The following is a 24214-nucleotide window of genomic DNA, read 5'->3' as shown; positions in this document are numbered from 1 at the left end:
GCTGCCAAACCCTGTAGGAGCAGCCGGTCGACGCCCGATTGCTCGCGATAGCGTACTTTCAGACGCCGCTAAACCCTCAGCTCCACTTCCCCCAGATGCCCGCCATAGGGCCCGAAGCTGCGCTCGACTATGTGCCTGGAACCATCGGCCTGGACGATCAGCGCCGTGCTGGCCCGCGTGCCGTAGCTGGGGCTGGCGATAAACACGCTCGACAGCAGGCTCTCGGTGGCCAGGCCGACCCCGGTATCGGGAAGGTCGGCAAACGGCGCGGTCTGCGTATCGCTGAGCAGGGCGAGCAGAGCCTGGGGCTGCGGGTCATGCAGTACTTCCTGTAATGCTGCCTTGGCCTTGAGCAGCTTGGGCCAGGGCGTGTCGAGGCCGGCATTCGACAGGCCATACACGCCGCTGCCCAGTTGCTGCGGCTCACGGGCCTGGGCGTTGTAGTGCCAGAGCTGATCGGGGGTACCCACCAGCAGATTGAAGCCGGCATATTCCAGCGATCGGCCGACAACGTCGCTGAAATAGTCGTTTATCGACATCCTGCTGCTGAGAAAACGCGCCACCAGTTCGCCTCGGGAGCGGCGCGCGGGGGGCTGATGGGGATTGCGGATATTGGTCAGGGCGGCGAAGCGTCCGTCGGCGCCCAGGCCGAGCCAGGTACCGCCCGCTTCCAGGTCGCGTCCGGCATAGATATCGGGGGCTTCGGGCCATTGCGCCAACGGCAGGCTGGGGCGGGCGTAGAACTCGTCACGGTTGGCCGCGACGATCAGGGGCAGGGCGTGGCCCGGCCGCCAGGCGAATACGATCAAGCACATCAGGTTGTCCCTTTTGTGTTTTTTGCTCACTTTACGCACAGAACGACTGGGTATCCATCGCCATCCAGTGGAGCCAAGGGCCGTGCATCCGTTACCATGCCGCTCTCTTTTCGGGGTGCCTCCATGGAATTTCTGCTCTATCTGCTGCTGGGGGCCTGCGCGGGCATATTGGCCGGTCTGTTTGGCGTAGGTGGCGGCATCATCATCGTTCCCGTGCTGGTATTCAGCTTCACCCTGCAAGGTTTCGATCCGTCGATCCTGACCCACCTGGCCGTTGGCACGTCGCTGGCGACCATCATTTTTACCTCGGTCAACGCGGTTCGCGAACACCAGCGCAGGGGCGCGGTGCGCTGGCCGATCTTTGCCTGGATGACCCTGGGCATCCTGCTCGGCGCCGGAGTCGGGGCGCTGACGGCCGAAGCGATTTCCGGGCCGAACCTGCAGAAAATCATCGGCATCTTCGCCCTGGTGGTCGCCCTGCAGATGACCCTGGACCTGCGGCCCAAGGCCAGCCGCGACGTTCCCGGCAAGCTGGGGCTGACCCTGGCCGGCAGTGTGATCGGCTGGGCCTCGGCGATTTTCGGCATCGGCGGCGGCTCGCTGACCGTGCCGTTCCTGACCTGGCGCAGCGTGCCGATGCAGCAGGCGGTGGCCACGTCTTCGGCCTGCGGTTTGCCGATTGCCGTGGCCAGTGCAATAAGTTTCATGATTCTGGGCTGGCATGATCCGTTGCTGCCGGCTCATAGTCTGGGTTTTGTGTATTTGCCGGCGCTGCTGGGCATCGCCCTGACCAGCATGGTCTTTGCCCGGTTCGGCGCGCGCCTGGCCCATCGGCTGTCGGCGCGCCTGTTGAAGCGCCTGTTCGCCGGCCTGCTGTTTGTGGTCGGGCTGACGTTCCTGCTCTGACAGGTTCCGCAATCCTGGCTTAATCCGCGCGTGACATGGTCGCGGCGCAATCGAGTTTCACTCTAACGAGGAGTCGCAATGCTGCCTTACCCGCAGATCGACCCGGTGGCCCTGGCCATCGGCCCGCTGAAAATTCACTGGTACGGCCTGATGTACCTGATCGGCATCGGTGGCGCCTGGCTGCTGGCGTCGCGCCGGTTGAACCGCTTCGACCCGACCTGGACCAAGGAGAAGCTCTCCGACATGGTGTTCTGGATGTCGATGGGGGTCATTGTCGGCGGGCGCCTGGGCTATGTGCTGTTCTATGACCTGAGCGCCTACCTGGCCAACCCGACGCTGATCTTCGAGGTCTGGAAAGGCGGCATGTCGTTCCACGGCGGTTTCATCGGGGTGATGCTCGCGGCCTTGTGGTTCGGCAAGAAGAACGGCAAGTCGTTCTTCCAGCTGATGGACTTCGTCGCGCCGATGGTGCCGATCGGCCTGGGCGCCGGGCGCATCGGCAACTTCATCAACGCCGAGCTGTGGGGCAAGCCGACCGACCTGCCGTGGGCGATGATCTTCCCGCCGTTCAGCGACCCGGCCCAGCTGCCACGCCACCCTTCGCAGCTGTATCAGTTCGCCCTGGAAGGCGTGGCGCTGTTCCTCATCCTCTGGCTGTTCTCGCGCAAACCCCGTCCAACCATGGCGGTTTCCGGGATGTTCGCCCTGTTTTACGGTATTTTCCGTTTTATCGTCGAGTTCGTCCGGGTCCCGGATGCGCAACTGGGTTATCTGGCGTGGAACTGGCTGACCATGGGCCAGGTGCTGTGCCTGCCGATGATCATTGGCGGCCTGTTCCTGATCTGGCTGGCCTATCACCGCGCTCCAGCGGCACCGGCGGCGAAAGACGCCGCGCTCTAATTCGGATCGCAGGGCGCGAGCCCTGCCTTCAAGGACACAGGTAATACATGAAGCAATATCTCGATCTGGTCGCCCACGTCATCAAGAACGGCACCAAGCAGGCCAACCGCACAGGCGTGAACACCATCAGCTTCCCCGGCGCGATGCTGCGTTACGACCTGAAAGACGGTTTCCCGGCGATCACCACCCGCAAGATGGCCTTCAAGTCGGCCATCGGCGAGATGTGCGGTTTCCTTCGTGGGGTGAACAACGCCGCCGAATTCCGTGCCCTGGGCTGCAAGGTCTGGGACCAGAACGCCAATGAAAACGCCCAGTGGCTGGCCAACCCCTTCCGCCAGGGCGAGGACGACCTGGGTGAGATCTACGGCGTGCAATGGCGCAAGTGGCCGGCGTACAAGCAGATCCCCCTGAGCAACCCGGCCGCCATCGAGCAGACCCTGGCCCAGGGCTACCGGCAGATCGCCGAAGGCGAGGAAAACGGCCAGGCCTATGTGGTGCTGTACAAGGCCATCGACCAGGTGCGCCAGTGCGTGGACACCATCATCAAGGACCCGGGCAGCCGCCGTATCCTGTTCCACGGCTGGAACTGCGCCCAGCTGGATGAAATGGCCCTGCCGCCGTGCCACCTGCTGTACCAGTTCCACCCGAATGTCGAGACCCGGGAGATTTCCCTGACCCTCTACATCCGCTCCAACGACCTGGGCCTGGGCACACCGTTCAACCTCACCGAAGGCGCCGCGCTGCTGAGCCTGATCGGGCGCCTGACCGGCTACACCCCGCGCTGGTTCACCTATTTCATCGGTGATGCCCACGTCTACGAAAATCACCTGGACATGCTCAACGAGCAGCTCAAGCGCGAGCCGTTCCCGATGCCGAAGCTGGTGATTTCCGAGCGTGTACCGGAGTTCGCCAAGACCGGCGTGTACCAGCCGGAGTGGCTGGAAAAGGTCGAACCGAGCGACTTCTCGCTGGAAGGCTACGAGCACCACGCGCCGATGACCGCGCCGATGGCGGTCTGATCGATACACCCGGCGGCGGCTCCTGTAGCCGCTGCCGCAGGCTGCGATAAGGCCCGCAGGGCCTTCTAGCAATCCCGGAGACCACGCCTACACGTGGTCGATACGGGGCATCTGCCTCTCTGTAGGAGGTTGATGGTTTCAATGCCCGTGGCTACGGCCCACATGAGAGTCTTCGGCTTCGCTGGGGGCCACCGAGCCGCTGACTTCCAGGCGCTGCAAAATCCCGCACTGATCCAGATCCGGCCCTTCGCTGCAGCGTTGGCGCAGGTCGAGCAGCTGTGTCTGCAAGGCCAAGAGTCCGTCGATCCGCGCCTTGACGTGGTGGATGTGTTCGTCGATCAGCGCGTTCACGTTCTGGCACTGGTCCTGGGGGCTGTCGCGCAGGTTCAGCAGGCTGCGGATCTCCTCGAGGGTCATGTCCAGGCTGCGGCAGTTGCGGATGAAGGTCAGGCGTTCGGTGTGGGCCTGGGTATACAGGCGGTAATTGCCCTCGCTGCGGGCCGGTTCCGGCAGCAGGCCTTCGCGCTCGTAGTAACGGATGGTTTCGACCTGACAGTCGGTCAGTTTCGCCAGCTCGCCAATTTTCATCGCGACAATCTCCGAAAGGGGGCTTGACCCTATAGTGGCTACAGGGTGTTCACTTGGCAACAGGCACCTTTTCGGACGCGACCTTATGAGCGATTCCCTGCACACCCACGGCAAGCCCGGCGCTGACTCCAAGCATGCTGGCCACGATCACGATCACGATCACGATCACGATCATGGCCATGGCGCAAAACTGCATCCGCTGAAAAAACACGACCATGCTGGCCACGGCGCTTCCTGCTGCTCGTCGCCGTCGCTGGTCCAGTTGAGCGAGCCCCAGGCTGCCAGTCACGGCGATTCCTGCTGTTCGTCGGCCGCCGCGCCGTCGCGGGTTGTGCTCGGCGCGGCGTCGAGCGCCAATGCGCGCCTGAGCAGCTTTCGCATCGAGGCCATGGACTGCCCGACCGAGCAGACGCTGATCCAGAACAAGCTGGGCAAGCTGGCGGGTGTGCAGCAACTGGAGTTCAACCTGATCAACCGGGTGCTGGGCGTGACCCACGACCTGCAGGACGTCGCCCCGATCATCGCCGCCATCAAGTCCCTGGGCATGGAAGCCGAGCCCATCGGCCTGGGCGGCGAATCCGATGCCCCGGCCGCGGCCCCGGTGAAAAAGCACTGGTGGCCGCTGGCGCTGTCCGGCATCGGCGCGCTGGCCGCGGAGGTGATCCACTTCACCAGCGCCGCGCCGACCTGGGTGGTGGCGGTGATCGCCCTGGTATCGATCCTCAGTGGTGGCCTGGGCACTTACAAGAAGGGCTGGATCGCCCTGAAGAACCGCAACCTCAACATCAACGCCTTGATGAGCATCGCCGTGACCGGCGCCGTGCTGATCGGCCAATGGCCGGAAGCGGCGATGGTGATGTTCCTGTTCACCGTGGCCGAGTTGATCGAGGCCCGGTCCCTGGACCGCGCGCGCAATGCCATCAGTGGCCTGATGCAGATGACCCCGGAACGGGTCACGGTGCGGGAGGTGGACGGCAGTTGGGTCGAACGGGAAGCGAAAAGCATCGAGCTGGGCGCGCTGGTACGGGTACGTCCGGGTGAACGCATCGGCCTCGACGGCGAGGTGGTGGCCGGCAGCTCGACCATCGACCAGGCACCGATCACCGGCGAAAGCCTGCCGGTGGAAAAGACCCTGGGCGACAAGGTCTTCGCCGGCACCATCAACCAGGCCGGCTCGCTGGAGTACAAGGTGACCGCGGCGGCCAACAACTCGACCCTGGCGCGGATCATCCATGCCGTGGAACAAGCTCAGGGCGCGCGCGCGCCGACTCAGCGCTTCGTCGACAGCTTCTCGAAAATCTACACCCCCGCAGTGTTTGCCTTTGCCCTGGCCGTGGCGGTGATTCCGCCGCTGTTCATGGGCGCCGCCTGGTTCGACTGGATCTACCGTGCCCTGGTGCTGTTGGTGGTGGCGTGCCCGTGCGCGCTGGTGATTTCCACCCCGGTGACCATCGTCAGCGGCCTGGCCGCGGCAGCGCGCAAAGGCATCCTGATCAAGGGCGGGGTCTATCTGGAGGGCGGCTACAAGCTCGACTACCTGGCGCTGGACAAGACCGGCACCATCACCCATGGCAAGCCGGTACAGACCGATTTCCTGTCCCTCGACCCGCTGGCGGACAGCAGCGCCCCGGCCATCGCCGCCAGCCTGGCGTCCCGCTCCGACCACCCGGTGTCTTTGGCCATTGCCAATGCGGCTGTGGATAAACAGCTGAGCCTGCACCTTGTGGATAACTTCGAAGCCCTGGCCGGCCGCGGTGTACGTGGCGAAATCAACGGCCAGCTCTACCACCTGGGCAATCACCGCCTGGTGGAGGAGCTGGGGCTGTGCTCGCCGGAGCTGGAAGAGAAGCTGTTCGCCCTGGAGAAACAAGGCAAGACTGTGGTGCTGTTGCTCGACAGCGCCGGCCCCCTGGCCCTGTTCGCCGTGGCGGACACGGTCAAGGAGTCCAGCCGCGAAGCGATCCAGCAGTTGCACGAACTGGGCATCAAGACCCTGATGCTGACTGGCGACAACCCGCACACCGCCGAAGCCATCGCCGCCCAGGTGGGCATCGATCAGGCCCGCGGCGACCTGCTGCCCACCGATAAACTGCAAGCTATCGAAGACCTGTACGCCCAAGGGCACCGGGTCGGCATGGTCGGCGACGGCATCAACGACGCCCCGGCCCTGGCCCGCGCGGAGATCGGTTTCGCCATGGCCGCGGCAGGCACCGACACCGCCATCGAGACCGCCGATGTCGCCCTGATGGACGACGATCTGCGCAAGATTCCGGCCTTTGTCCGGCTGTCCCGGCAGACCTCGAACATCCTCGTACAAAATATCGCCCTGGCCCTGGTCATCAAGGCGATCTTTCTTGGGGTAACCTTCTTCGGGTTGGCCACCATGTGGATGGCCGTGTTCGCCGACATGGGCGTCAGCCTGTTGGTGGTCTTCAACGGTTTGCGCCTGTTGCGCAAATAAAGGGATAACGAGAGCGTGCAGTGCTGAGTGCCGAGCTGAAGGCGTTTTACCTGGTGGCCCGCCTGGGCAGCATCACCCTGGCGGCGAAAAAGCTCGGCCTGAGCCAGCCCACGGTGACCACCCAGATCCGTCATCTGGAAAGCCAGTATGCGGTCGAGCTGTTCTATCGCGGCGGCCGCCGCCTCAGCGTCAGCGAAGAGGGTGCCCGGCTGTTGCCGATGGTCAAGGCGCTGTTGCAGCAGGAAGCCGATATCGAGTTTTTCCTGCGCAATAGCGGCCAGCTGCAAGGCACCCTGCGGATTGCCGCCACGGCGCCGTATTACATCCTCGATCTGGTGAAGACCTTCCGGGAGCGCCTGCCCCAGGTGGAAGTGTCGGTGGAAATCGGCAACTCGCAGCAGGTCCTGGAATCGCTGGAGGAATACCGGGTCGACATCGCCGCGTCGTCGCAGCTGCTGGAAGATTCGCGCTTGATCCGCCGGGTGCTCGGCAGCGACCCGCTGGTGCTGGCGGTGCACCGCAATCATCCGTTGGCGGCCCTCGACCACGTGCCCTTGAACGCCCTGGCCGGGCATACCCTGCTGATGCGCGAGCCGGGCTCCACCACCCGGCGCCTGACCGAAGAGCTGCTCGACGGCGCCCGGGTCAGCTTCGGGCCGCTGCTGGAGATCGGCAGCCGCGAGTCGATCCGCGAGGCGGTGCTGCGCAATATCGGCATCAGCATCATTGCCCGTCAGGAAGTCCCCCACGATCCGCAGTTGCGGGTGCTGACCATCGAGAACGCGCCGCAGATCGCCGAGTACCTGTACTGCCTCAAGGAGCGCAAGGGTGCGCGCCTGCCGGCGGCCTTCCTCGGGCTGGCGCAGGAAATGGCGCCGGCCTGATCCGCCCACACCTCATCCGTAGCCGCTTCCGAGCGCAGCGCCCGCAAAAGGCGCCCTGCGGTTGCTGCGCAACCGTTCGCAGCCTCGCGGGCTCGGCAGCGGCTACAAGGCTCTGCGTTCTCTTGAACCCAAATCCGCCAATACCACTATCGGCAGCTTTTGCCTCACTGCCACAGTAACTACGCATTCGTTCCCTAGGATGGCCTGCATCTGCTTGATGAGGTCCGTCCATGAACAACCCGATCGCAACTGCCCTGAGCAACCCCGGCGCGCCGATGAAAGTGCGCGGCATGCAGAAACGCTTTGGCGCTTTCACCGCCCTGGATAACGTCTCCCTGGACGTGGCGGCCGGCGAGCTGGTGTGCCTGCTCGGTCCGTCGGGCTGCGGCAAGACCACCTTGCTGCGCTGCATCGCCGGCCTCGAGCGCCAGGACCGGGGCGAGTTGTACCTGGGCAGCCGCGACGTCTCGCACCTGGCGCCCCAGGCCCGGGACTACGGCATTCTGTTCCAGTCCTATGCGCTGTTCCCCAACCTCAGCGTCGAAGCCAACATCGCCTATGGCCTGGCCGGCAGCGGTCGCGACGAAGTGCGCAAGCGCGTGGCGCAGATGCTGGAACTGGTGGGCCTGACCGGCAGCGAAAAGAAATACCCCGGCCAGCTGTCGGGCGGCCAGCAGCAGCGGGTGGCCCTGGCGCGCGCCCTGGCCCCGGCGCCTTCGTTGTTGTTGCTGGATGAACCGATGTCGGCGCTGGATGCGCGGGTGCGCGAGCACCTGTGCACCGAGCTGCGCCAGCTGCAGCGGCGCCTGGGCATCACCACCCTGATGGTCACCCACAACCAGGACGAGGCCATGTTGATGGCCGACCGCATCGCGGTGATGAACAACGGCAAGGTCGAGCAGTACGCCACGCCGCAGGAAGTCTATGATCGCCCGGCCACCCCGTTCGTCGCCGAATTCGTCGGCCAGGGCAACTGGCTGCCGTTCCGCCGCAGCAGCGACAGCCACGCCCAGGTCGGCGGGATGAACGTGCGGTTGGCGGCCGACTCCGGCAAGGCCGCCTCGGGTCGGTTGTTCTGCCGCCCGGAGGCGATCAGCGTCAACCCGCCGGTGCACGAGGAAAACCTGTTCCCGGCCAAGGTCCGGGAGATCACCTTCCTCGGCAACCGCTGCCGCATGAGTTTCGAACTCAACCAATTGCCCGGCCATCCGCTGCTGGCCGAGCTGGCCCCGGAAGCCATGCCGCGCCTCGGTGCCCAGGACATCTGGGTCGCCTTGCCACCGCGCAGCCTGCAGGTGTTTGCCTGAGATGGCCGTTGAACTGACCCTGCCGCTACCCGAAAAACGGGCGCGCCAGGCGGCCCGTGCGCAAATCGGCGACCGCCTCTTCGTGCTCGGCGGCAAGCTGGTCCTGCTGGTGCTGCTGGGCCTGGCGGTGCTGCTGCCGTTGCTGGCGATCTTCTGGCGCGGTTTCAGCGGCGAAGCCGGGCAGGGCGGTGGCCTGGTTGCGGCCCGTGAGCTGGTGACCAGCGCCAACTTCCACTGGCTGTTGGGCAACAGCCTGAAAGTCTCCCTCAGCGTGGCCGCCATCGTGGTGCCGCTGGCCTACCTGTTCGCCTATGCCCTGCAACGCACGCTGATTCCCGGCAAGGCGATCTGGCGCGGCCTGTCGCTGCTGCCGCTGATGGCGCCGTCGATGCTGCCGGGGATCGCCCTGGTCTATCTGTTCGGCAACCAGGGCCTGCTCCGTGGCCTGCTCTCGGACAATATCTACGGTTTCTGGGGCATCGTTCTCGGCGAGGTGATCTACACCTTTCCCCACGCCCTGATGATCCTGCTGTCGGCCCTGTCCCTGGCCGATGCGCGGCTGTTCGATGCCGCGTCGAGCATGGGCGCCAGCCCGGCCAAGGCCTTTCGCAGCATCACCTGGCCGGCCACCCGGCAGGCGGTGTTCGCCGCGTTCTGCCTGGTGTTCACCCTGACCATCACCGATTTCGGCGTGCCGGTGGTGGTCGGTGGCGACTATCAGGTGCTGGCGCTGGAAGCCTACAAGGCGGTGGTCGGCCAGCAACAGTTCGGCCGTGGCGCCTTGATCGGCATGGTGCTGTTGCTGCCGGCGCTGTTCAGCTTCGGTGTTGATGCCTGGCTGCGCCGTCGTCATGGCGATTCCATGAGCGGCCGGGCTCAGGTGTTCCAGCCGGCGCCTTCCCGGCTGCGGGACGGTTGCTACCTGGCGATCGTCCTGCTGATCTGCGCGGCGCTGCTGCTGGTGTTCGGCATGGCGGTGTTCTCGTCGCTAGTGAAGTTCTGGCCCTATAACCTTTCGCTGTCGCTCAGCCACTACCAGTTCAACGACACCGCCGGCGGCGGCTGGCTGGCCTACCGCAACAGCCTGACCATGGCCCTGTGCACGGCGCTGATCGGCAGCGCGCTGATCTTCACCGGCGCCTACCTGATGGAGAAGACCCACACCCAGCGCGGCCTCAACCTGGCGCTGCGCATGCTCAGCTTCGTGCCGATGGCGGTGCCGGGCCTGGTGCTGGGCCTGGGCTACGTCTTCTTCTTCAACCTCAGCGGCAACCCGCTGCATGTGTTCTACGGCAGCATGACCCTGCTGGTGGTGTGCACCATTGCTCACTACCTGACCACCGCGCAGATGACCGCCACCACCGCGCTGCGCCAGCTCGATGCCGAATTCGAGGCTGCGGCGCTGTCGCTCAAGGCCCCGCTGTACCGCCATTACCTGCGGGTCACCGTGCCGATCTGCCTGCCGGCGCTGCTGGATATCCTGCGCTACCTGTTCGTCTCGGCCATGACCACTGTCTCGGCGGCGATCTTCCTCTACAGCCCCGACACCATCCTCGCGGCGGTGGCGGTGCTGAACATGGACGACGCCGGCAACGTCGGCGGCGCGGCCGCCATGTCGACCCTGATCCTCTTTACCTCGGCGGGCGTGTCCCTGCTCCTGGCCTGGGCTTCGCGCGGTTTGCTGCGCCGCTCCCAGGCCTGGCGGCAGACCGCGCCCGGCCATTGAATCTGCCCAACCCCCACTAACAAGCCCCCACCCCAGAAAGGAACCGCACCATGTTCAAGCCCCTGGCTGTTGCCGCTGCTGTCCTCACTGCCTTCAGCATGAACGCCTTTGCCGCGAAGACCGAACTGACGGTCTATACCGCCCTCGAAGCCGAACAGCTCAAGAGCTACAAGCAAGCCTTCGAAGCCGCCAACCCGGATGTGGAAATCAAATGGGTGCGTGATTCCACCGGGATCATCACCGCCAAGCTGCTGGCGGAAAAAGCCCGGCCGCAGGCGGACGCAGTGTGGGGCCTGGCCGCTTCCAGCCTGGCGATCCTCGATCAGCAGGGCATGCTGCAAAGCTATGCACCGAAGGATCTGGGCAAGATCGGCGGCAACTACCGTGACGCCGCCAACCCGCCGGCCTGGGTCGGCATGGACGTCTGGGCCGCGACCATCTGCTTCAACACCGTCGAGGCACAAAAGCAGGGCCTGACCAAGCCAGTGAGCTGGCAGGACCTGACCAAGCCTGAGTACAAGGGCAAGATCGTCATGCCCAACCCGGCCTCGTCCGGCACCGGCTTCCTCGACGTCAGCGCCTGGTTGCAGACCTTTGGCGAGAAGCAGGGCTGGCAGTACATGGACGACCTGCACCAGAACATCGGCCAGTACGTTCACTCCGGTTCCAAGCCGTGCAAGCTGGCGGCGGCCGGCGAATTCCCGATCGGCATCTCCTTCGAATACCCGGCCGTGCAGCTCAAGCGCCAGGGCGCGCCGCTGGACATCGTGCTGCCCAAGGAAGGCCTGGGCTGGGAAATCGAAGCCACCGCGGTGATCAAGGGCACCCCTCATGAAGAAGCCGCGAAGAAGCTCGCCGACTTCTCCGCCAGCCCCGCGGCCATGGAGCTGTACAAGGAAAACTTCGCCGTGCTGGCCCAGCCGGGGATCGCCAAGCCGCAGACCGAACTGCCGGCCGACTACGAGCAGCGCCTGATCAAGAACGACTTCGCCTGGGCCTCGAAGAACCGCGACGAGATCCTCGCCGAGTGGCGCAAGCGTTATGACGGCAAGTCCGAGAAGGTCGCCGCCCAGTAACCAATAGACCGCTATCGCGAGCAATCGAGCGTCGACCGGCTGCTCCTACAGGGTTGGCCTTTGTAGGAGCGAGCTTGCTCGCGATTGACCTCGTAGGGTCATTTCCCAAGGACCACACCCATGAGCAACCACAACGACCTGCTGATCGTCGGCGCCGGCATCCTCGGGCTGTCCCATGCCTATGCCGCGGCCAAGCGCGGTTTGCGGGTCAAGGTTTTCGAGCGCAGCGCCACGCCCCTGGGCGCGTCGGTGCGCAATTTCGGCCAGGCCCTGGTGACCGGCCAGCCGCCGGGCGTGATGCTCGACCTGGCCAGGGCCAGCCGCGGCATCTGGGGCGACTGGGCACAATTGGCCGGCCTGCCGCTCAAGCGCAACGGCTCTTACCTGTTCGCCCGCACCGAGGCCGAGGAGCAATTGCTGCAGGCCTTCTGCGCCGGACGTGCGCAGGAACACGGCTACCGGGTCGAACTGCTGCGCGGCGCGGCGTTGAACGATCTGTACGGCGGCCGCTTCCGTCATCATCGCGCGGCGCTGCATGGCCTGGATGACCAGCAGCTGTATTCCCGGGAAGCCATCCCGATGCTGATCGACTACCTGCGCCGCGACCTCGGGGTGGAGTTTCATTTTTCCACCCTGGTGCGCGACATCGAGCCCGGCCAACTGCACAGCACCGCCGGCAGCTTTCGCGCGGGGCAGATCCTGGTCTGTTCCGGGCATGACTACCAGACCCTGCTGGCCGAGCCGATTGCCGCGCTGGCGCCGCAGGTCTGCCGCCTGCAAATGCTCTGCGCCCGGCCCGAGGTGTCACTGAACCTGCAACACGCGTTGCTCACCGGCCTGAGCTGCGTGCATTACGGCGCCTTTGCCGACCTGCCCGAAGCGGCGGCGGTACAGGCGCAGATCCTGCGGGACGCGCCGTACCTGCACGAAAACGGCATCCATCTGCTGATCAGCCCGACGCCCTATGGCGAGCTGATCATCGGCGACTCCCATCATTACGGCAGCGACCCGTCGCCGTTCAATGCCGAGCAGGTGGACACCTGGATGCTCGAACTGGCCGAGCACACCCTGGGCTGCAAGGTGCGGGTGATCGAGCGCTGGCAGGGTGTCTATGGCGCCCGCGGCCCGGGGCCGTTTTCGTTCCTGCGCCCGGCCGCCGGGGTCAGCGTGGCGCTGATGCATACCGGCGTGGGCATGAGCGTCGGCCCGGCCATGGCCGAGGGCAATATCGTCCGTTTGCTGGAGGAAGCCTGATGGGGCCTGAGCAGCGGATCGCCCAGTTGTTCGGCCTGTACGAGCGCTTTGGCGACAGCGACTACATCGGCGAGCCGGTGTCGCAGATCGAACACATGTCCCAGGCCGCACAGCTGGCCATGGCCGAGGGCTTCGACGACGAAGTGGTGCTGGCGGCGTTCTTCCACGATATCGGGCATATCTGTGGGCAGGATGCCGAGAACATGGGCGGTTTCGGCGTGGCCGGCCATGAGCGGCTGGGCGCCGACTACCTGCGCCGCGCCGGTTTCAGCGAGCGCCTGGCGCGGCTGGTGGAGTACCACGTGCAGGCCAAGCGTTACCTGACCTGCAAGGAGCCGGGTTACTACGAGCGGCTCAGCCAAGCCAGCCGGCGCACCCTGGAATACCAGGGCGGGGTGATGAGCACCGAAGAGGCTCGGGCCTTCGAGCAGGACCCGCTATGCGCGGTCAGCCTGCGCCTGCGCCATTGGGACGAACAGGCCAAGGAGCTGTGGGTGCCGGTGATGGATTTGCAGGTGCTCAAGGACAAGGCGGCGCGGTTGTTGACTGCCTGACCCTGTGCTGTCTGGACGATAGCTATCGCGGGCAAGCCTCGCTCCTACAGAAGACTGGCGTCTGTAGGAGCGAGGCTTGCCCGCGATGGCGTCCGCGAGAACAGCGCCGACCTAATCCTCGACCACCAGCTTCTGCGCCAATACCTCGATCTGCTCCTGGCGCTCTGCCTGGCTCAGGCGCGGCGCCGGGTTCAGCGACGACCACTGCGGGTGGGCACGGGCCTTGTTCAGCGCCTCTGGCAGCTTGCCCTCGCGCCAGCTCTGGTCCTGGGGCGTGGCCAGCTGGATGCTGCCCAGCGCCGCATGCCCGCGCACATTCAACGCCTGCACCAGTTGCCGTTGGCGCAGGGCCAAGAGGCGCAGCACGCTGTCGTCCACGGTCAGTTCGCGCTGGCCCTTGAGCTTGCCCAGCAGGCGGCCGCCGTAGCTGCGGGCGGTTTGCAGCGCGCCACCGGCAATCGCCCCGGCCAGGGCCGCCGCGCCCAGGGTCAGGCCGCCCACCAGCAGATCGACGCCAGCCCCGGCCGCCGCGCCGGCGGCGATCCCGCCACCGACCCGCACGCCCAGTTGCTTGAGGGTTTCCGGGTTGAACAGGTCATCGCCCCAGCGTCCGTCGAGCAGCGGCACATCGCTGGCGGCGGCATCCTGCGGGCGGAAGGCGTAGAGCTTGAGCAGCGCCTCGACGCAGCGTTGTTCGCGCTGACGCACGGCCTTGCGCAGCTCGCCGATGGCCTGTTGTTCCTGCTCGACCTCGCTGACCACACTGCGCCGGCAGGCGGCGCAATCGATCAGCAGTTCGGCGATCAGTCGCGCGGCGCTTTGCTGGCGAGCCGCGCGCTGCGCCTGCTGGTCGGCGATCAGGCGTTCCAGTTGCGGCCGCGAGCTTTCCAAAAGCAACGCCAGGCTTTCATACAACCGCCGCTCGCCATCCTCCGGCGGCGCCACGCTGTCGAAGCGCACCAGCGCGTGCAGGCCCAGGCGGGCCAGGGCTTCGCGCCAGTCCGGCTCGCGGTGGCTGGCGCTGCTGACGAAATTCAGCACCGGCAGCAGCGGCTTGCCGCAGCTGGCGAGGACTTCCAGCTCGTCGCGGTACTTGGCCAGTACCGGCTCGCGAGCGTCGATCACATACAGCCCGGCGTCGGAGTCCAGCAGTTGGCGCAGTACCTTGGCTTCCTGTTCGAAACGCTGGCGCGCCTCGCTGCCTTCGAGAAACCGCGCCAGGCGGGCCGGGCCGTCCAGGCGCTCGCCGGGGTGCTCCAGGCGTTCCAGGTAGTCGAGCAGGGCGATGGCGTCTTCCAGGCCGGGGGTGTCGTACAGGTCGAGCAGCGGTTCGCCGTCGACCGACAGCCGCGCGCCCTCGACATGGCGGGTGGTGCTGGGGCGATGGGAGACCTCGCCGAAGCCCACATCCCGGGTCAGGGTGCGCAGCAGGGAGGTCTTGCCGACGTTGGTGTGGCCGACCACCGCCAGCTTCAACGGTGGTTTGCGAGGATCAGTCATGCCCGGTCTCCAGCCAGTTCAGCGGTGTGCAATCGGCGAATGGCAGCTCCAGCTGTTGCAGCGCCACGTGCCAGTCGCCCAGGCGTTCGGCGTCCAGCGCTTCGCCGGGCGGCGCCTGCAACAGCCAGACCCGGGTGGCGGTGGCGCTGCGGGCCAGCTCGGCGATCAGCGCCAGGCTGCCACGGTCCGGCGAGCGCCGTGGATCGCAGGCGATGGCCAGGCGCGCCGGCGGAAAGCGGCTCATCTGTTCCAGCAGCTTGTGCCGGGATTCGCGGCTGTCGAGGATGCCGGCGTCCTTCACCGAGGCCGGCAATTGCGGTGGCCAGGGGCGCTGGTCGTCCAGTTCGATGGCCACCAGCAGGGCGCCATCGCTGTCCTGCGCGCTGACGCCGCCTTCGATGCGGTGCAGCAGTTCGGGGGCGGCATCGTTGATCCCCAGGCGTTCGCTGCTGGGCATCAGCGCTTCGCGCAGCTGGCTGTAGCCGGGGAGGTTGAGGTCCAGTCGCAGGCGCGCCTGCCCGTGCCTCCAGCGCCAGCGACAGAACAGCATCAACAGCAGGCGCGGCAGCACGCCGTAAATGATCAGCGAGGCCACCAGCCAGACGGCCCACATCTGGCGCACCAGTTCAGTGTTGTAAACATCCCGGGTGCTGGCGTGAATCATCTCTACGGTCGGTACCCCGAAACCTATGGCCCGGGGTATGGCGCTGAGGGCGTTGGTGATCGCCACGAAGGCATCCGCGCCGAGCAGGGTGCTTTCCCAGTAGAACCCGTAGCGCTTGGTGATCAGCAGCATCAGCAGGATCGCCACGGCGCTGAGCAGGGCCAGCAGCCACAGGCCGTTGACCAGGGTGCCGATGGCCCAGCGATTGAGTTTGCGCCGTTGCAGCAACAGCAGCAGGGCGGGCGCCAGCTGCGCGGCCTTGGCGTCGCGGGCGAGCTTGGCGCTGAGCCACAGCCACAGGCGGCCGAGGCTGGCGCCGTGTTCGCCGGCGAACAGCAGGCCGGTGGCCCAGCTCAGCAGCAGAAGCAGGTTGAGGCCGAGCAGGCTGCCCAGGGCCCAGAACACGTTGACCGGCGCCTGCCCGTTACCCAGGGCGGCGAAGGCCAGGCCGGCACCGCTGACCATGGCCAACACGGCCATCAGCAACAGCGCCAGGCGCGCGCCCTGGACCCAGTGGCGCAGGGCAGCGGCCAGGCCGTCGCGTTCGGCCAGCCACAGCGCGCGGTATTGGAGGCGGCTCGCCAGGTCGCCGCCCGCGGTGCGCGCCAGGCGATTGGCTTCCTGGTCCTCCAGGGCGCCGGCGTGTTCCTCGCGCAGGCGTACGGCTTCGGTGAGCCAGAGTTTTTCCAGTGGGGTCAGTGCTGTCACGCGTCATTCCGTTGCTCAAATGAGCGGTGAGCATAACCGCTGTCACGCTGATCGGGGTACGTTGCGGGGCACCGAGCCTCTGGTATCCTCGCCGGCATGAAAAAATCTCTCCCTCTCAGCCTGATCGCGGCCCTCGGTGAAAACCGCGTGATCGGCGTCGACAACAGCATGCCCTGGCACTTGCCGGGGGATTTCAAATACTTCAAGGCCACCACCCTGGGCAAGCCGATCATCATGGGTCGCAAGACCTGGGATTCGCTGGGGCGTCCGCTGCCGGGGCGGCTGAATATCGTGGTCAGTCGCCAGGCCGACCTGCGGCTCGAAGGCGCCGAGGTGTACCCGTCGCTGGAAGCCGCGGTGGCGCGTGCCGAGGAGTGGGCGCTGGAACAGGGCGTTACCGAGCTGATGCTGATCGGCGGTGCGCAGCTGTATGCCCAGGGCCTGGAGCAGGCCGATCGCCTGTACCTGACACGCGTGGCGCTGAGCCCGGAGGGCGATGCATGGTTTCCGGAGTTCGACCTGAACCAGTGGCAACTGGTGTCGAACGTGCCGAATCCAGCGGAAGGGGACAAGCCGGCCTACAGCTTCGAAGTCTGGGAAAGGGTTTAACCCCGTAGCCCTGTAGCCGCTGCCGAGCCTGCGAGGCTGCGATCGAGGACGAAGTCCTCGCAAAACCCGAGCACGGGGTGTTTCAGGAAGAACAGGTTGTCTGGTTTTACGACTGCTTCGCAGTCGATCGCAGTCCCGTTCCAGGCGTGAACCCGGAACGGGGCTGGAAGGATCAAGCCTGCGCCAGCTCCGCATGCTCATCGGCATCGAGCTTTTCTTTATCGGTCTGCTGCATGATCTGGCTGGTGATCGCCCCGGCGGTCATCGAACCGCTGACGTTCAGCGCGGTGCGGCCCATGTCGATCAGCGGCTCCACGGAAATCAGCAGCGCCACCAGGGACACCGGCAAGCCCATGGCCGGCAGCACGATCAGCGCGGCGAACGTCGCGCCACCGCCTACTCCGGCCACACCGGCCGAACTCAAGGTCACTATCGCCACCAGGGTCGCAATCCACAGCGGGTCCAGCGGGTTGATGCCCACGGTCGGGGCCACCATGACCGCCAGCATGGCCGGGTACAGGCCGGCGCAGCCGTTCTGGCCGATGGTCGCGCCGAACGAGGCGGCGAAGCTGGCGATGGACTGCGGAATGCCCAGGCGGCTGGTCTGCGCCTCGATGCTCAACGGGATGCTCGCGGCGCTGGAGCGGCTGGTGAAGGCGAAGGTCAGCACCGGCCAGACCTTGCGGAAGAAGCGCAGCGGGTTGATCCCGGCCAGCGAAACGAGCAGGCCGTGGACCACGAACATCAGGCCCAGGCCGATGTACGACACCACCACGAAACTGCCGAGCTTGATGATGTCCTGCAGGTTGGAGCTGGCGACCACCTTGGTCATCAGCGCCAGCACGCCGTAAGGGGTCAGCTTCATCACCAGGCGTACCAGGCGGGTGACCCAGGCTTGCAGGGTGTCGATGGCGTTGACCACTTTCTGGCCCTTGTCGGCGTCGTCCTTGAGCAACTGCAGGGCGGCGACGCCGAGGAAGGCGGCGAAGATCACCACGCTGATGATCGAGGTCGGCTTGGCCCGGGCCAGGTCGGCGAAGGGGTTCTGCGGAATGAACGACAGCAGCAGTTGCGGGATATTCAGGTCGGCGACCTTGCCCGCGTAATCGCTCTGGATCACCTGCAGGCGGGCCATTTCCTGGGTCCCGGCCACCAGCCCTTCGGCGGTCAGGCCGAACAGGTTGGTCAGGGCGATGCCGATCAGCGCGGCGATGGCGGTGGTGAACAGCAGGGTGCCGATGGTCAGGAAGCTGATCCGGCCCAGGGACGAGGCGTTGTGCAGGCGCGCCACGGCACTGAGGATCGAGGCGAACACCAGCGGGATCACGATCATCTGCAACAGTTGCACATAACCGTTGCCCACCAGGTCGAACCAGCCGATGGAGGTTTTCAGGACAGGGTTGCCGGCACCGTAGATGCCGTGCAGGGCAACACCGAAAACCACGCCCAGCACCAGCGCCAACAGGACCTTCTTGGCCAGGCTCCAGGTGGTGTGACGGGTTTGTGCCAGGCCCAGCAGCAAGGCGAGGAACACCAGCAGGTTGAGGATCAGCGGCAGGTTCATTAAGGCTCCATAAGACTTGTGCCAATCGCTTATGACTGCGATTGCGAACCGGCAAGCCTAACAGCTTGATATCTAATGAATTAATATCAAAAACGCATTGGGACTGTCGTTTTTGGAATAAGCCGCTGACGTTCAGGCACATGCCGATGACGGGATCAGGACGCGGGCGGTCGCCCACAGGCGAGGATTGTCACAGCGATTTGTTAGCGTCGATCTCTTTAAATCAGGGAGAAAACGCCGATGAAACTCGCTCCGAAATTTCTGGTTGCCGCACTCTGCCTGGGCCTTGCCGGCCAGGTTCTCGCCACCGACTTGAAGCACTGGCCCGCGGACCAGGCCAAGCAACTGGACGCGATGATCGCGGCCAACGCCAACAAGGGTAACTACGCGGTGTTCGACATGGACAACACCAGTTACCGCTACGACCTGGAAGAGTCGCTGCTGCCGTTCATGGAGAACAAGGGCCTGATCACCCGCGAGACCCTCGACCCCTCCCTGAAGCTGATGCCGTTCAAGGACACCGCCGAGCACAAGGAAAGCCTGTTCAGCTATTACTACCGCCTCTGTGAAATCGACGACATGGTCTGCTACCCCTGGGTGGCGCAGGTGTTCTCCGGCTTCACCCTCAAGGAACTCAAGGGCTATGTCGACGAATTGATGGCCTCGGGCAAGCCGGTGCCGGCCACCTATTTCGAAGGCGACGTGGTCAAGAACACCGAGATCAATCCGCCGAAAATCTTCACCGGCCAGAAAGAGCTGTACAACAAGCTGATGGAGAACGGCATCGAGGTCTACGTGATGACCGCCGCCTCCGAGGAACTGGTGCGCATGGTCGCGTCCGATCCGAAGTACGGCTACAACGTCAAGCCGCAGAACGTCATCGGCGTGACCACCTTGCTCAAGGACCGCAAGACCGGCGAGCTGACCACCGCGCGCAAGCAGATCACCGCCGGCAAGTATGACGAGAAGGCCAACCTCGGCCTGGAACTGACCCCTTACCTGTGGACCCCGGCGACCTGGATGGCCGGCAAGCACGCGGCGATCCTGACTTACATCGACGAGTGGAAAAAACCGGTGCTGGTGGGCGGCGACACCCCGACCAGCGATGGCTACATGCTGTTCCACGGTGTCGACGTGGCCAAGGGCGGCATCCACCTGTGGGTCAACCGCAAGGACAAGTACATGGCCCAGATCAACGGCATGATGGCCAAGCACGCCGCGGCCCAGGCCAAGGAAGGGCTGCCGGTGACGGCGGACAAGAACTGGGTGATCGTCAAGCCGGAGGACATTCAGTAAGAACGGGTTGAATCCATCGCGGGCAAGCCTCGCTCCTACAGGATCAGTGCCGCCTGTAGGAGCGAGCGGGCGGCGATCCGACTTACCCGCGACAGGCCTCGCAGAGGCCGATCTCCAGACAAAAAAATGCCCCGCACTTGGCGGGGCATTTTCATTCAGTGGCTGGCAATCACAGACCGTCGAGCATCGCCTTGTTGCGCACCGCGCCCTTGTCGGCGCTGGTGGCCAGCAGGGCGTAGGCCTTCAGGGCAGTGGTCACCTTGCGTGGGCGTTTTTCCACCGGCTTCCAGCCTTTCTTGTCCTGCTCGACACGGCGCGCGGCCAGTTCTTCGTCGCTGACCAACAGGTTGATCGAGCGGTTCGGAATGTCGATCAGCACCTTGTCGCCGTCCTGAACCAGGCCGATGGCGCCGCCCGCCGCTGCCTCTGGCGAAGCGTGGCCGATGGACAGACCCGAAGTACCGCCGGAGAAGCGGCCGTCGGTCAGCAGGGCGCAGGCTTTGCCCAGGCCCTTGGACTTCAGGTAGGAGGTCGGGTAGAGCATTTCCTGCATGCCCGGGCCGCCTTTCGGACCTTCGTAGCGAATGATGACGATGTCGCCTTCCTTCACTTCGTCGGCGAGGATGCCGCGCACCGCGCTGTCCTGGCTTTCGAAGATCTTCGCGTTGCCTTCGAAGACGTGGATCGACTCATCGACGCCGGCGGTCTTCACCACGCAGCCGTCCAGGGCGATGTTGCCGTACAGCACGGCCAGGCCGCCTTCTTTCGAGTAGGCGTGCTCGACACTGCGGATGCAGCCGTTTTCACGGTCGTCGTCGAGGCTCGGCCAGCGGGTCGACTGGCTGAATGCGGTCTGGGTCGGGATACCGGCCGGGCCCGCCTTGAAGAAGTGATGCACCGCTTCGTCGTTGGTCTGGGTGATGTCCCACTTGGCGATGGCTTCTTCCATGCTACGGCTGTGCACGGTCGGCAGGTCGGTGTGCAGCAGACCGCCGCGGGCCAGGGAGCCGAGGATGCTGAAGATGCCGCCGGCACGGTGCACATCTTCCATGTGGTACTTCTGGATGTTCGGCGCCACCTTGCACAGTTGCGGCACGCTGCGGGACAGGCGGTCGATGTCGCGCAGGTCGAAATCGATCTCGGCTTCCTGGGCGGCGGCCAGCAGGTGCAGGATGGTGTTGGTCGAACCGCCCATGGCGATGTCGAGCATCATGGCGTTCTCGAACGCCTTGAAGTTGGCGATGTTGCGCGGCAGCACCGACTCGTCGTTGTCGCCGTAGTAGCGCTTGCACAGCTCGACGATAGTGCGGCCGGCCTGCAGGAACAGCTGTTCGCGGTCGCTGTGGGTGGCCAGGGTCGAACCGTTGCCCGGCAGGGCCAGGCCCAGGGCCTCGGTCAGGCAGTTCATCGAGTTGGCGGTGAACATGCCGGAGCAGGAACCGCAGGTCGGGCAGGCGCTGCGCTCGTACTCGGCGACCTTCTCGTCAGAAGCGCTGGAGTCGGCGGCGATCACCATGGCGTCGACCAGGTCGAGGCCGTGGGCGGCGAGCTTGGTCTTGCCGGCTTCCATCGGGCCGCCGGAGACGAAGATCACCGGGATGTTCAGGCGCAGGGCGGCCATCAGCATGCCGGGGGTGATCTTGTCGCAGTTGGAGATGCAGACGATGGCGTCGGCGCAGTGGGCGTTGACCATGTACTCCACGGAGTCGGCGATGATCTCGCGGCTCGGCAGCGAATACAGCATGCCGTCGTGGCCCATGGCGATGCCGTCATCCACGGCGATGGTGTTGAATTCCTTGGCCACGCCGCCGGCGCGTTCGATTTCGCGGGCGACCAGCTGGCCCAGGTCCTTGAGGTGCACGTGGCCCGGGACGAACTGGGTGAAGGAGTTGGCAATGGCGATGATCGGCTTCTTGAAGTCGTCATCTTTCATCCCCGTGGCGCGCCACAGTGCGCGGGCGCCGGCCATGTTGCGGCCGTGGGTGGATGTTTTCGAGCGGTAATCAGGCATGGAGCACTCCGGGCGGCTAATCAGGTAACAAATGGGGAGTGAGCTTCTATTGACCCCTGGAACACTCAGAAATGGCCGTGTGTCCTGAAGCTGCCGATGACGCCGCGGGATCGCCGCGCGCCTCAGCCTGAGCTCATAAACCCGCCGGGGGATGACTGGCGATGAATCTCGCGATTCTACACCGCTGGCGCCAGGAAGGAATGCCGTGGCCGCTCTACGGCGTCGAATGCCTGGATATGGAAATGGGCAGCCGGCGATCAGGGACTGGTTTAGACTCGCCGGCCTTCGATCACCTTCCAATGGAGCTGGAATGTCCGCGACGCTGCGATCCCTGAGGTTCTACCTTGCCATCGGCCTGGCGCAGGGCCTGCTGCTGATGTGGACCGTCCTCTGCAGCGACTTGTCCGGTGTCGCCATGGCTGCGCTGGCGGCTGCCCTGTTGGCGGGCGGCGGGCTGCTGCAGCTGCTGGCCGAGCAGCGACGCCAGCCGCGGATCTGGATCGCGATGCTGCTGGTGGCGCTGGGTGCGGCGGGGCTGGTGTGGGCCTGTCGTGGCCTGCCCTTCACCCTTGGCGTGGGGTTGGGTGTGATGGCCAGCCTGCTGCTGATGACCCTGCTCAGTGCCACGCTGCTGCGGGGGCGTGCTGACCTGTGGCGGCGCCTGCTGGCTAACGGTGCCTGGGTGCTGCTGGCTTTGCCGATGCCCTGGCTGGTGCAGTGGCTGTTCAAGCTATGGATCCAGCACCGCCACCTCGACCCGTTCAAGAGCGGGTTGCTGTCCCTGGCGTTTTTTGCCGCACCGACCCTCGCGTTCTCCGGCGCCATGTTCCTCGGCAATTTATGGTGCGCGCGCCGTCGGGCGCAGGTCGCCTGAGCGCTGAGTCTTGGGTGAGGAGGGGGCACTCGGCTTGGGCGCCCCTTGCCGCGAGGGGCAAGGGGCGTCCAGTCAGGCTCAGCTGTTAGGCAGCAGGCGGCAGGTGATGCTCTTGATGTAGCGGGTTTCCGGGATGGCCGGGTGCACCGGGTGGTCCGGGCCTTGGCCGCCGCGTTCCAGCAGTTGGATATTGCGGTCCAGGTGGCGGGCGCTGGTGAGCAGGATGTTCTGCAGGTCGTCTTCGGGCAGGTGCATCGAGCACGACGCGCTGACCAGGATGCCGTCCTTGCTGAGCAGGCGCATGGCCTGTTCGTTCAGGCGGCGGTAGGCGCCTTCGCCGTTCTTCAGGTCTTTCTTGCGTTTGATGAAGGCAGGCGGGTCGGCGACGATCACGTCGAAACGCTCTTCGGCGGCCTTGAGTTCTTTCAGGGCTTCGAACACGTCGCCTTCGATGCAGGTGACTTTCTCGGCGATGCCGTTGAGCGCGGCGTTGCGCTCGACACCGTCAAGGGCGAAACCCGAGGCATCGACGCAGAACACTTCGCTGGCACCGAAGGCACCGGCCTGTACACCCCAGCCGCCGATGTAGCTGAACAGGTCCAGTACGCGCTTGCCCTTGGCGTAAGGCGCCAGGCGGGCGCGGTTCATGCGGTGGTCGTAGAACCAGCCGGTCTTCTGGCCTTCCATCACCGGGGCCTCGAACTTCACGCCGTTCTCTTCCAGGGCGACCCACTCCGGCACCAGGCCGAACACGGTTTCCACGTAGCGGTTGAGGCCTTCGGCATCACGCGCGGCGGAGTCGTTCTTGAACAGGATGCCGCTTGGCTTGAGGACCTGGACCAGGGCGGCGATCACGTCGTCCTTGTGCTGTTCCATGGTCGCCGAAGCCAACTGCACGACGAGGATGTCGCCGAAACGGTCGACCACCAGGCCCGGCAGCAGGTCGGAGTCGCCGTAGACCAGGCGGTAGAACGGCTTGTCGAACAGGCGCTCGCGCAGCGACAGGGCCACGTTCAGACGGTGCACCAGCAGCGACTTGTCCAGCGCCAGCTTGGCGTCGCGCGACAGCAGGCGGGCGCAGATCAGGTTGTTCGGGCTCATGGCGACGACGCCCAGCGGCTTGCCGCCGGCGGCTTCCAGCACTGCCTGGTCGCCTGCCTTGAAGCCGTGGAGTGGGGTGGCGGCTACATCGATTTCGTTGCTGTAGACCCACAGGTGGCCGGCGCGCAGGCGGCGATCGGCGTTGGCTTTGAGGCGCAGGCTTGGCAGGGACATGACGTCGCTCCGGAAAAAAGAGCGGGAGTATAACGTGTTGCGCTCGCCGAGAGGCTGGCGAGTGGATATGCGGTGACATGGCAAACTCGCCGTGGATATCCCGCGCCGGCCCGGCATTGCCCCGAGGCGCCCGTTGTAAAGTTCCTTTCGGCTGGCCATGGGCGCCATCTAAAGGGTTAGAATCGCCGCCTAGCCCAGAGTGCGTACCTATGTCCCAAGCGAT

20 protein-coding genes are annotated in these 24214 nt (G+C 65.3%); 13 read left to right on the top strand and 7 right to left on the bottom strand.

Features of this window, described 5'->3' with window-relative positions; genetic code table 11:
- Nucleotides 1–68: 68 nt before the first annotated feature.
- Nucleotides 69–815, bottom strand: a complete 747-nt coding sequence (locus CXQ81_RS00340) for an NRDE family protein (RefSeq protein ID WP_101336214.1) — start codon at nt 813–815, stop codon at nt 69–71.
- Nucleotides 816–938: 123 nt separating this feature from the next.
- On the opposite strand from CXQ81_RS00340, the gene CXQ81_RS00335 reads away from it, so the two are divergent.
- The 3 genes from CXQ81_RS00335 to CXQ81_RS00325 all read left to right on the top strand — a co-directional run bounded on the left by CXQ81_RS00335 (nt 939) and on the right by CXQ81_RS00325 (nt 3640).
- Complete coding sequence (locus tag CXQ81_RS00335; RefSeq protein WP_009046067.1) at nt 939–1721, top strand: sulfite exporter TauE/SafE family protein; 783 nt, start codon at nt 939–941, stop codon at nt 1719–1721.
- Nucleotides 1722–1799: 78 nt separating this feature from the next.
- Nucleotides 1800–2621 carry a prolipoprotein diacylglyceryl transferase gene (gene lgt / locus CXQ81_RS00330; RefSeq protein ID WP_007927350.1) on the top strand — a complete coding sequence of 274 codons (822 nt, stop codon included), beginning with the start codon at nt 1800–1802 and terminating at the stop codon, nt 2619–2621.
- A gap of 47 nt (nt 2622–2668) precedes the next feature.
- Nucleotides 2669–3640, top strand: coding sequence for a thymidylate synthase (locus CXQ81_RS00325; RefSeq protein WP_053263016.1), 972 nt, complete (start codon nt 2669–2671; stop codon nt 3638–3640).
- A gap of 138 nt (nt 3641–3778) precedes the next feature.
- Here CXQ81_RS00325 and cadR read toward each other — a convergent pair whose 3' ends face one another.
- The gene (cadR, locus tag CXQ81_RS00320) at nt 3779–4228 is read right to left on the bottom strand and encodes a Cd(II)/Pb(II)-responsive transcriptional regulator (protein WP_007930346.1); all 450 of its coding nucleotides are present in this window, start codon (nt 4226–4228) and stop codon (nt 3779–3781) included.
- Nucleotides 4229–4313: 85 nt separating this feature from the next.
- Here cadR and CXQ81_RS00315 point away from each other — a divergent pair, with 85 nt between their 5' ends.
- The 7 genes from CXQ81_RS00315 (at nt 4314) to CXQ81_RS00285 (ending at nt 13490) form a co-directional block, all read left to right on the top strand.
- Nucleotides 4314–6689 carry a heavy metal translocating P-type ATPase gene (locus CXQ81_RS00315; protein WP_101336213.1) on the top strand — a complete coding sequence of 792 codons (2376 nt, stop codon included), beginning with the start codon at nt 4314–4316 and terminating at the stop codon, nt 6687–6689.
- Nucleotides 6690–6709: 20 nt separating this feature from the next.
- Nucleotides 6710–7573, top strand: coding sequence for a LysR family transcriptional regulator (locus CXQ81_RS00310; protein WP_101336212.1), 864 nt, complete (start codon nt 6710–6712; stop codon nt 7571–7573).
- 230 nt (nt 7574–7803) lie between these two features.
- Nucleotides 7804–8880, top strand: coding sequence for a putative 2-aminoethylphosphonate ABC transporter ATP-binding protein (locus CXQ81_RS00305; RefSeq protein WP_101336211.1), 1077 nt, complete (start codon nt 7804–7806; stop codon nt 8878–8880).
- A 1-nt stretch (nt 8881) separates the two neighbouring features.
- Nucleotides 8882–10606 (top strand): putative 2-aminoethylphosphonate ABC transporter permease subunit, encoded by a 1725-nt coding sequence (locus CXQ81_RS00300; protein ID WP_101336210.1) that lies wholly within the window; start codon nt 8882–8884, stop codon nt 10604–10606.
- A 50-nt stretch (nt 10607–10656) separates the two neighbouring features.
- Nucleotides 10657–11682, top strand: a complete 1026-nt coding sequence (locus CXQ81_RS00295) for a putative 2-aminoethylphosphonate ABC transporter substrate-binding protein (protein ID WP_007921284.1) — start codon at nt 10657–10659, stop codon at nt 11680–11682.
- 120 nt (nt 11683–11802) lie between these two features.
- Nucleotides 11803–12936 (top strand): TIGR03364 family FAD-dependent oxidoreductase, encoded by a 1134-nt coding sequence (locus tag CXQ81_RS00290; protein ID WP_101336209.1) that lies wholly within the window; start codon nt 11803–11805, stop codon nt 12934–12936.
- On the top strand, nt 12936–13490 hold the full coding sequence (locus CXQ81_RS00285) for a phosphonate degradation HD-domain oxygenase (RefSeq protein ID WP_101336208.1): 555 nt from the start codon (nt 12936–12938) through the stop codon (nt 13488–13490). Before CXQ81_RS00290 ends, CXQ81_RS00285 begins: the two co-directional genes overlap by 1 nt.
- 111 nt (nt 13491–13601) lie before the next feature.
- Here CXQ81_RS00285 and CXQ81_RS00280 read toward each other — a convergent pair whose 3' ends face one another.
- Both CXQ81_RS00280 and CXQ81_RS00275 read right to left on the bottom strand, forming a co-directional pair.
- Complete coding sequence (locus CXQ81_RS00280) at nt 13602–14990, bottom strand: GTPase/DUF3482 domain-containing protein (protein ID WP_101336207.1); 1389 nt, start codon at nt 14988–14990, stop codon at nt 13602–13604.
- A complete protein-coding gene (locus CXQ81_RS00275; RefSeq protein ID WP_101336206.1) occupies nt 14983–16362 on the bottom strand; it encodes a DUF2868 domain-containing protein in 1380 nt (459 codons plus the stop codon). The genes CXQ81_RS00280 and CXQ81_RS00275 overlap by 8 nt, the downstream gene beginning before the upstream one ends.
- A gap of 96 nt (nt 16363–16458) precedes the next feature.
- Here CXQ81_RS00275 and CXQ81_RS00270 point away from each other — a divergent pair, with 96 nt between their 5' ends.
- On the top strand, nt 16459–16971 hold the full coding sequence (locus tag CXQ81_RS00270) for a dihydrofolate reductase (RefSeq protein WP_101336205.1): 513 nt from the start codon (nt 16459–16461) through the stop codon (nt 16969–16971).
- Between the two features lie 172 nt (nt 16972–17143).
- Here CXQ81_RS00270 and CXQ81_RS00265 read toward each other — a convergent pair whose 3' ends face one another.
- Entirely contained in the window at nt 17144–18535 is a 1392-nt protein-coding gene (locus tag CXQ81_RS00265) for an L-cystine transporter (RefSeq protein ID WP_101336204.1), read from the bottom strand.
- Between the two features lie 240 nt (nt 18536–18775).
- Between CXQ81_RS00265 and CXQ81_RS00260 the strand changes: the two genes are divergently transcribed.
- Nucleotides 18776–19831, top strand: coding sequence for a phosphorylcholine phosphatase (locus tag CXQ81_RS00260; RefSeq protein ID WP_101336203.1), 1056 nt, complete (start codon nt 18776–18778; stop codon nt 19829–19831).
- 169 nt (nt 19832–20000) lie between these two features.
- Here CXQ81_RS00260 and ilvD read toward each other — a convergent pair whose 3' ends face one another.
- Nucleotides 20001–21842, bottom strand: coding sequence for a dihydroxy-acid dehydratase (ilvD, locus tag CXQ81_RS00255; RefSeq protein ID WP_101336202.1), 1842 nt, complete (start codon nt 21840–21842; stop codon nt 20001–20003).
- 310 nt (nt 21843–22152) lie between these two features.
- Between ilvD and CXQ81_RS00250 the strand changes: the two genes are divergently transcribed.
- Nucleotides 22153–22716, top strand: a complete 564-nt coding sequence (locus tag CXQ81_RS00250; protein ID WP_101336201.1) for a hypothetical protein — start codon at nt 22153–22155, stop codon at nt 22714–22716.
- A gap of 78 nt (nt 22717–22794) precedes the next feature.
- On the opposite strand, the gene CXQ81_RS00245 is transcribed toward CXQ81_RS00250, so the two are convergent.
- A complete protein-coding gene (locus tag CXQ81_RS00245) occupies nt 22795–23991 on the bottom strand; it encodes a class I SAM-dependent rRNA methyltransferase (RefSeq protein ID WP_007921262.1) in 1197 nt (398 codons plus the stop codon).
- Nucleotides 23992–24214 lie beyond the last annotated feature (223 nt).

Origin of the sequence: Pseudomonas sp. 09C 129 (genome assembly GCF_002843625.1) — a bacterium.
GTDB lineage: Bacteria > Pseudomonadota > Gammaproteobacteria > Pseudomonadales > Pseudomonadaceae > Aquipseudomonas > Aquipseudomonas chlororaphis.
Note: the sequence above shows the minus strand (reverse complement) of the source record. Positions and strands in the feature narration are given on the sequence as shown.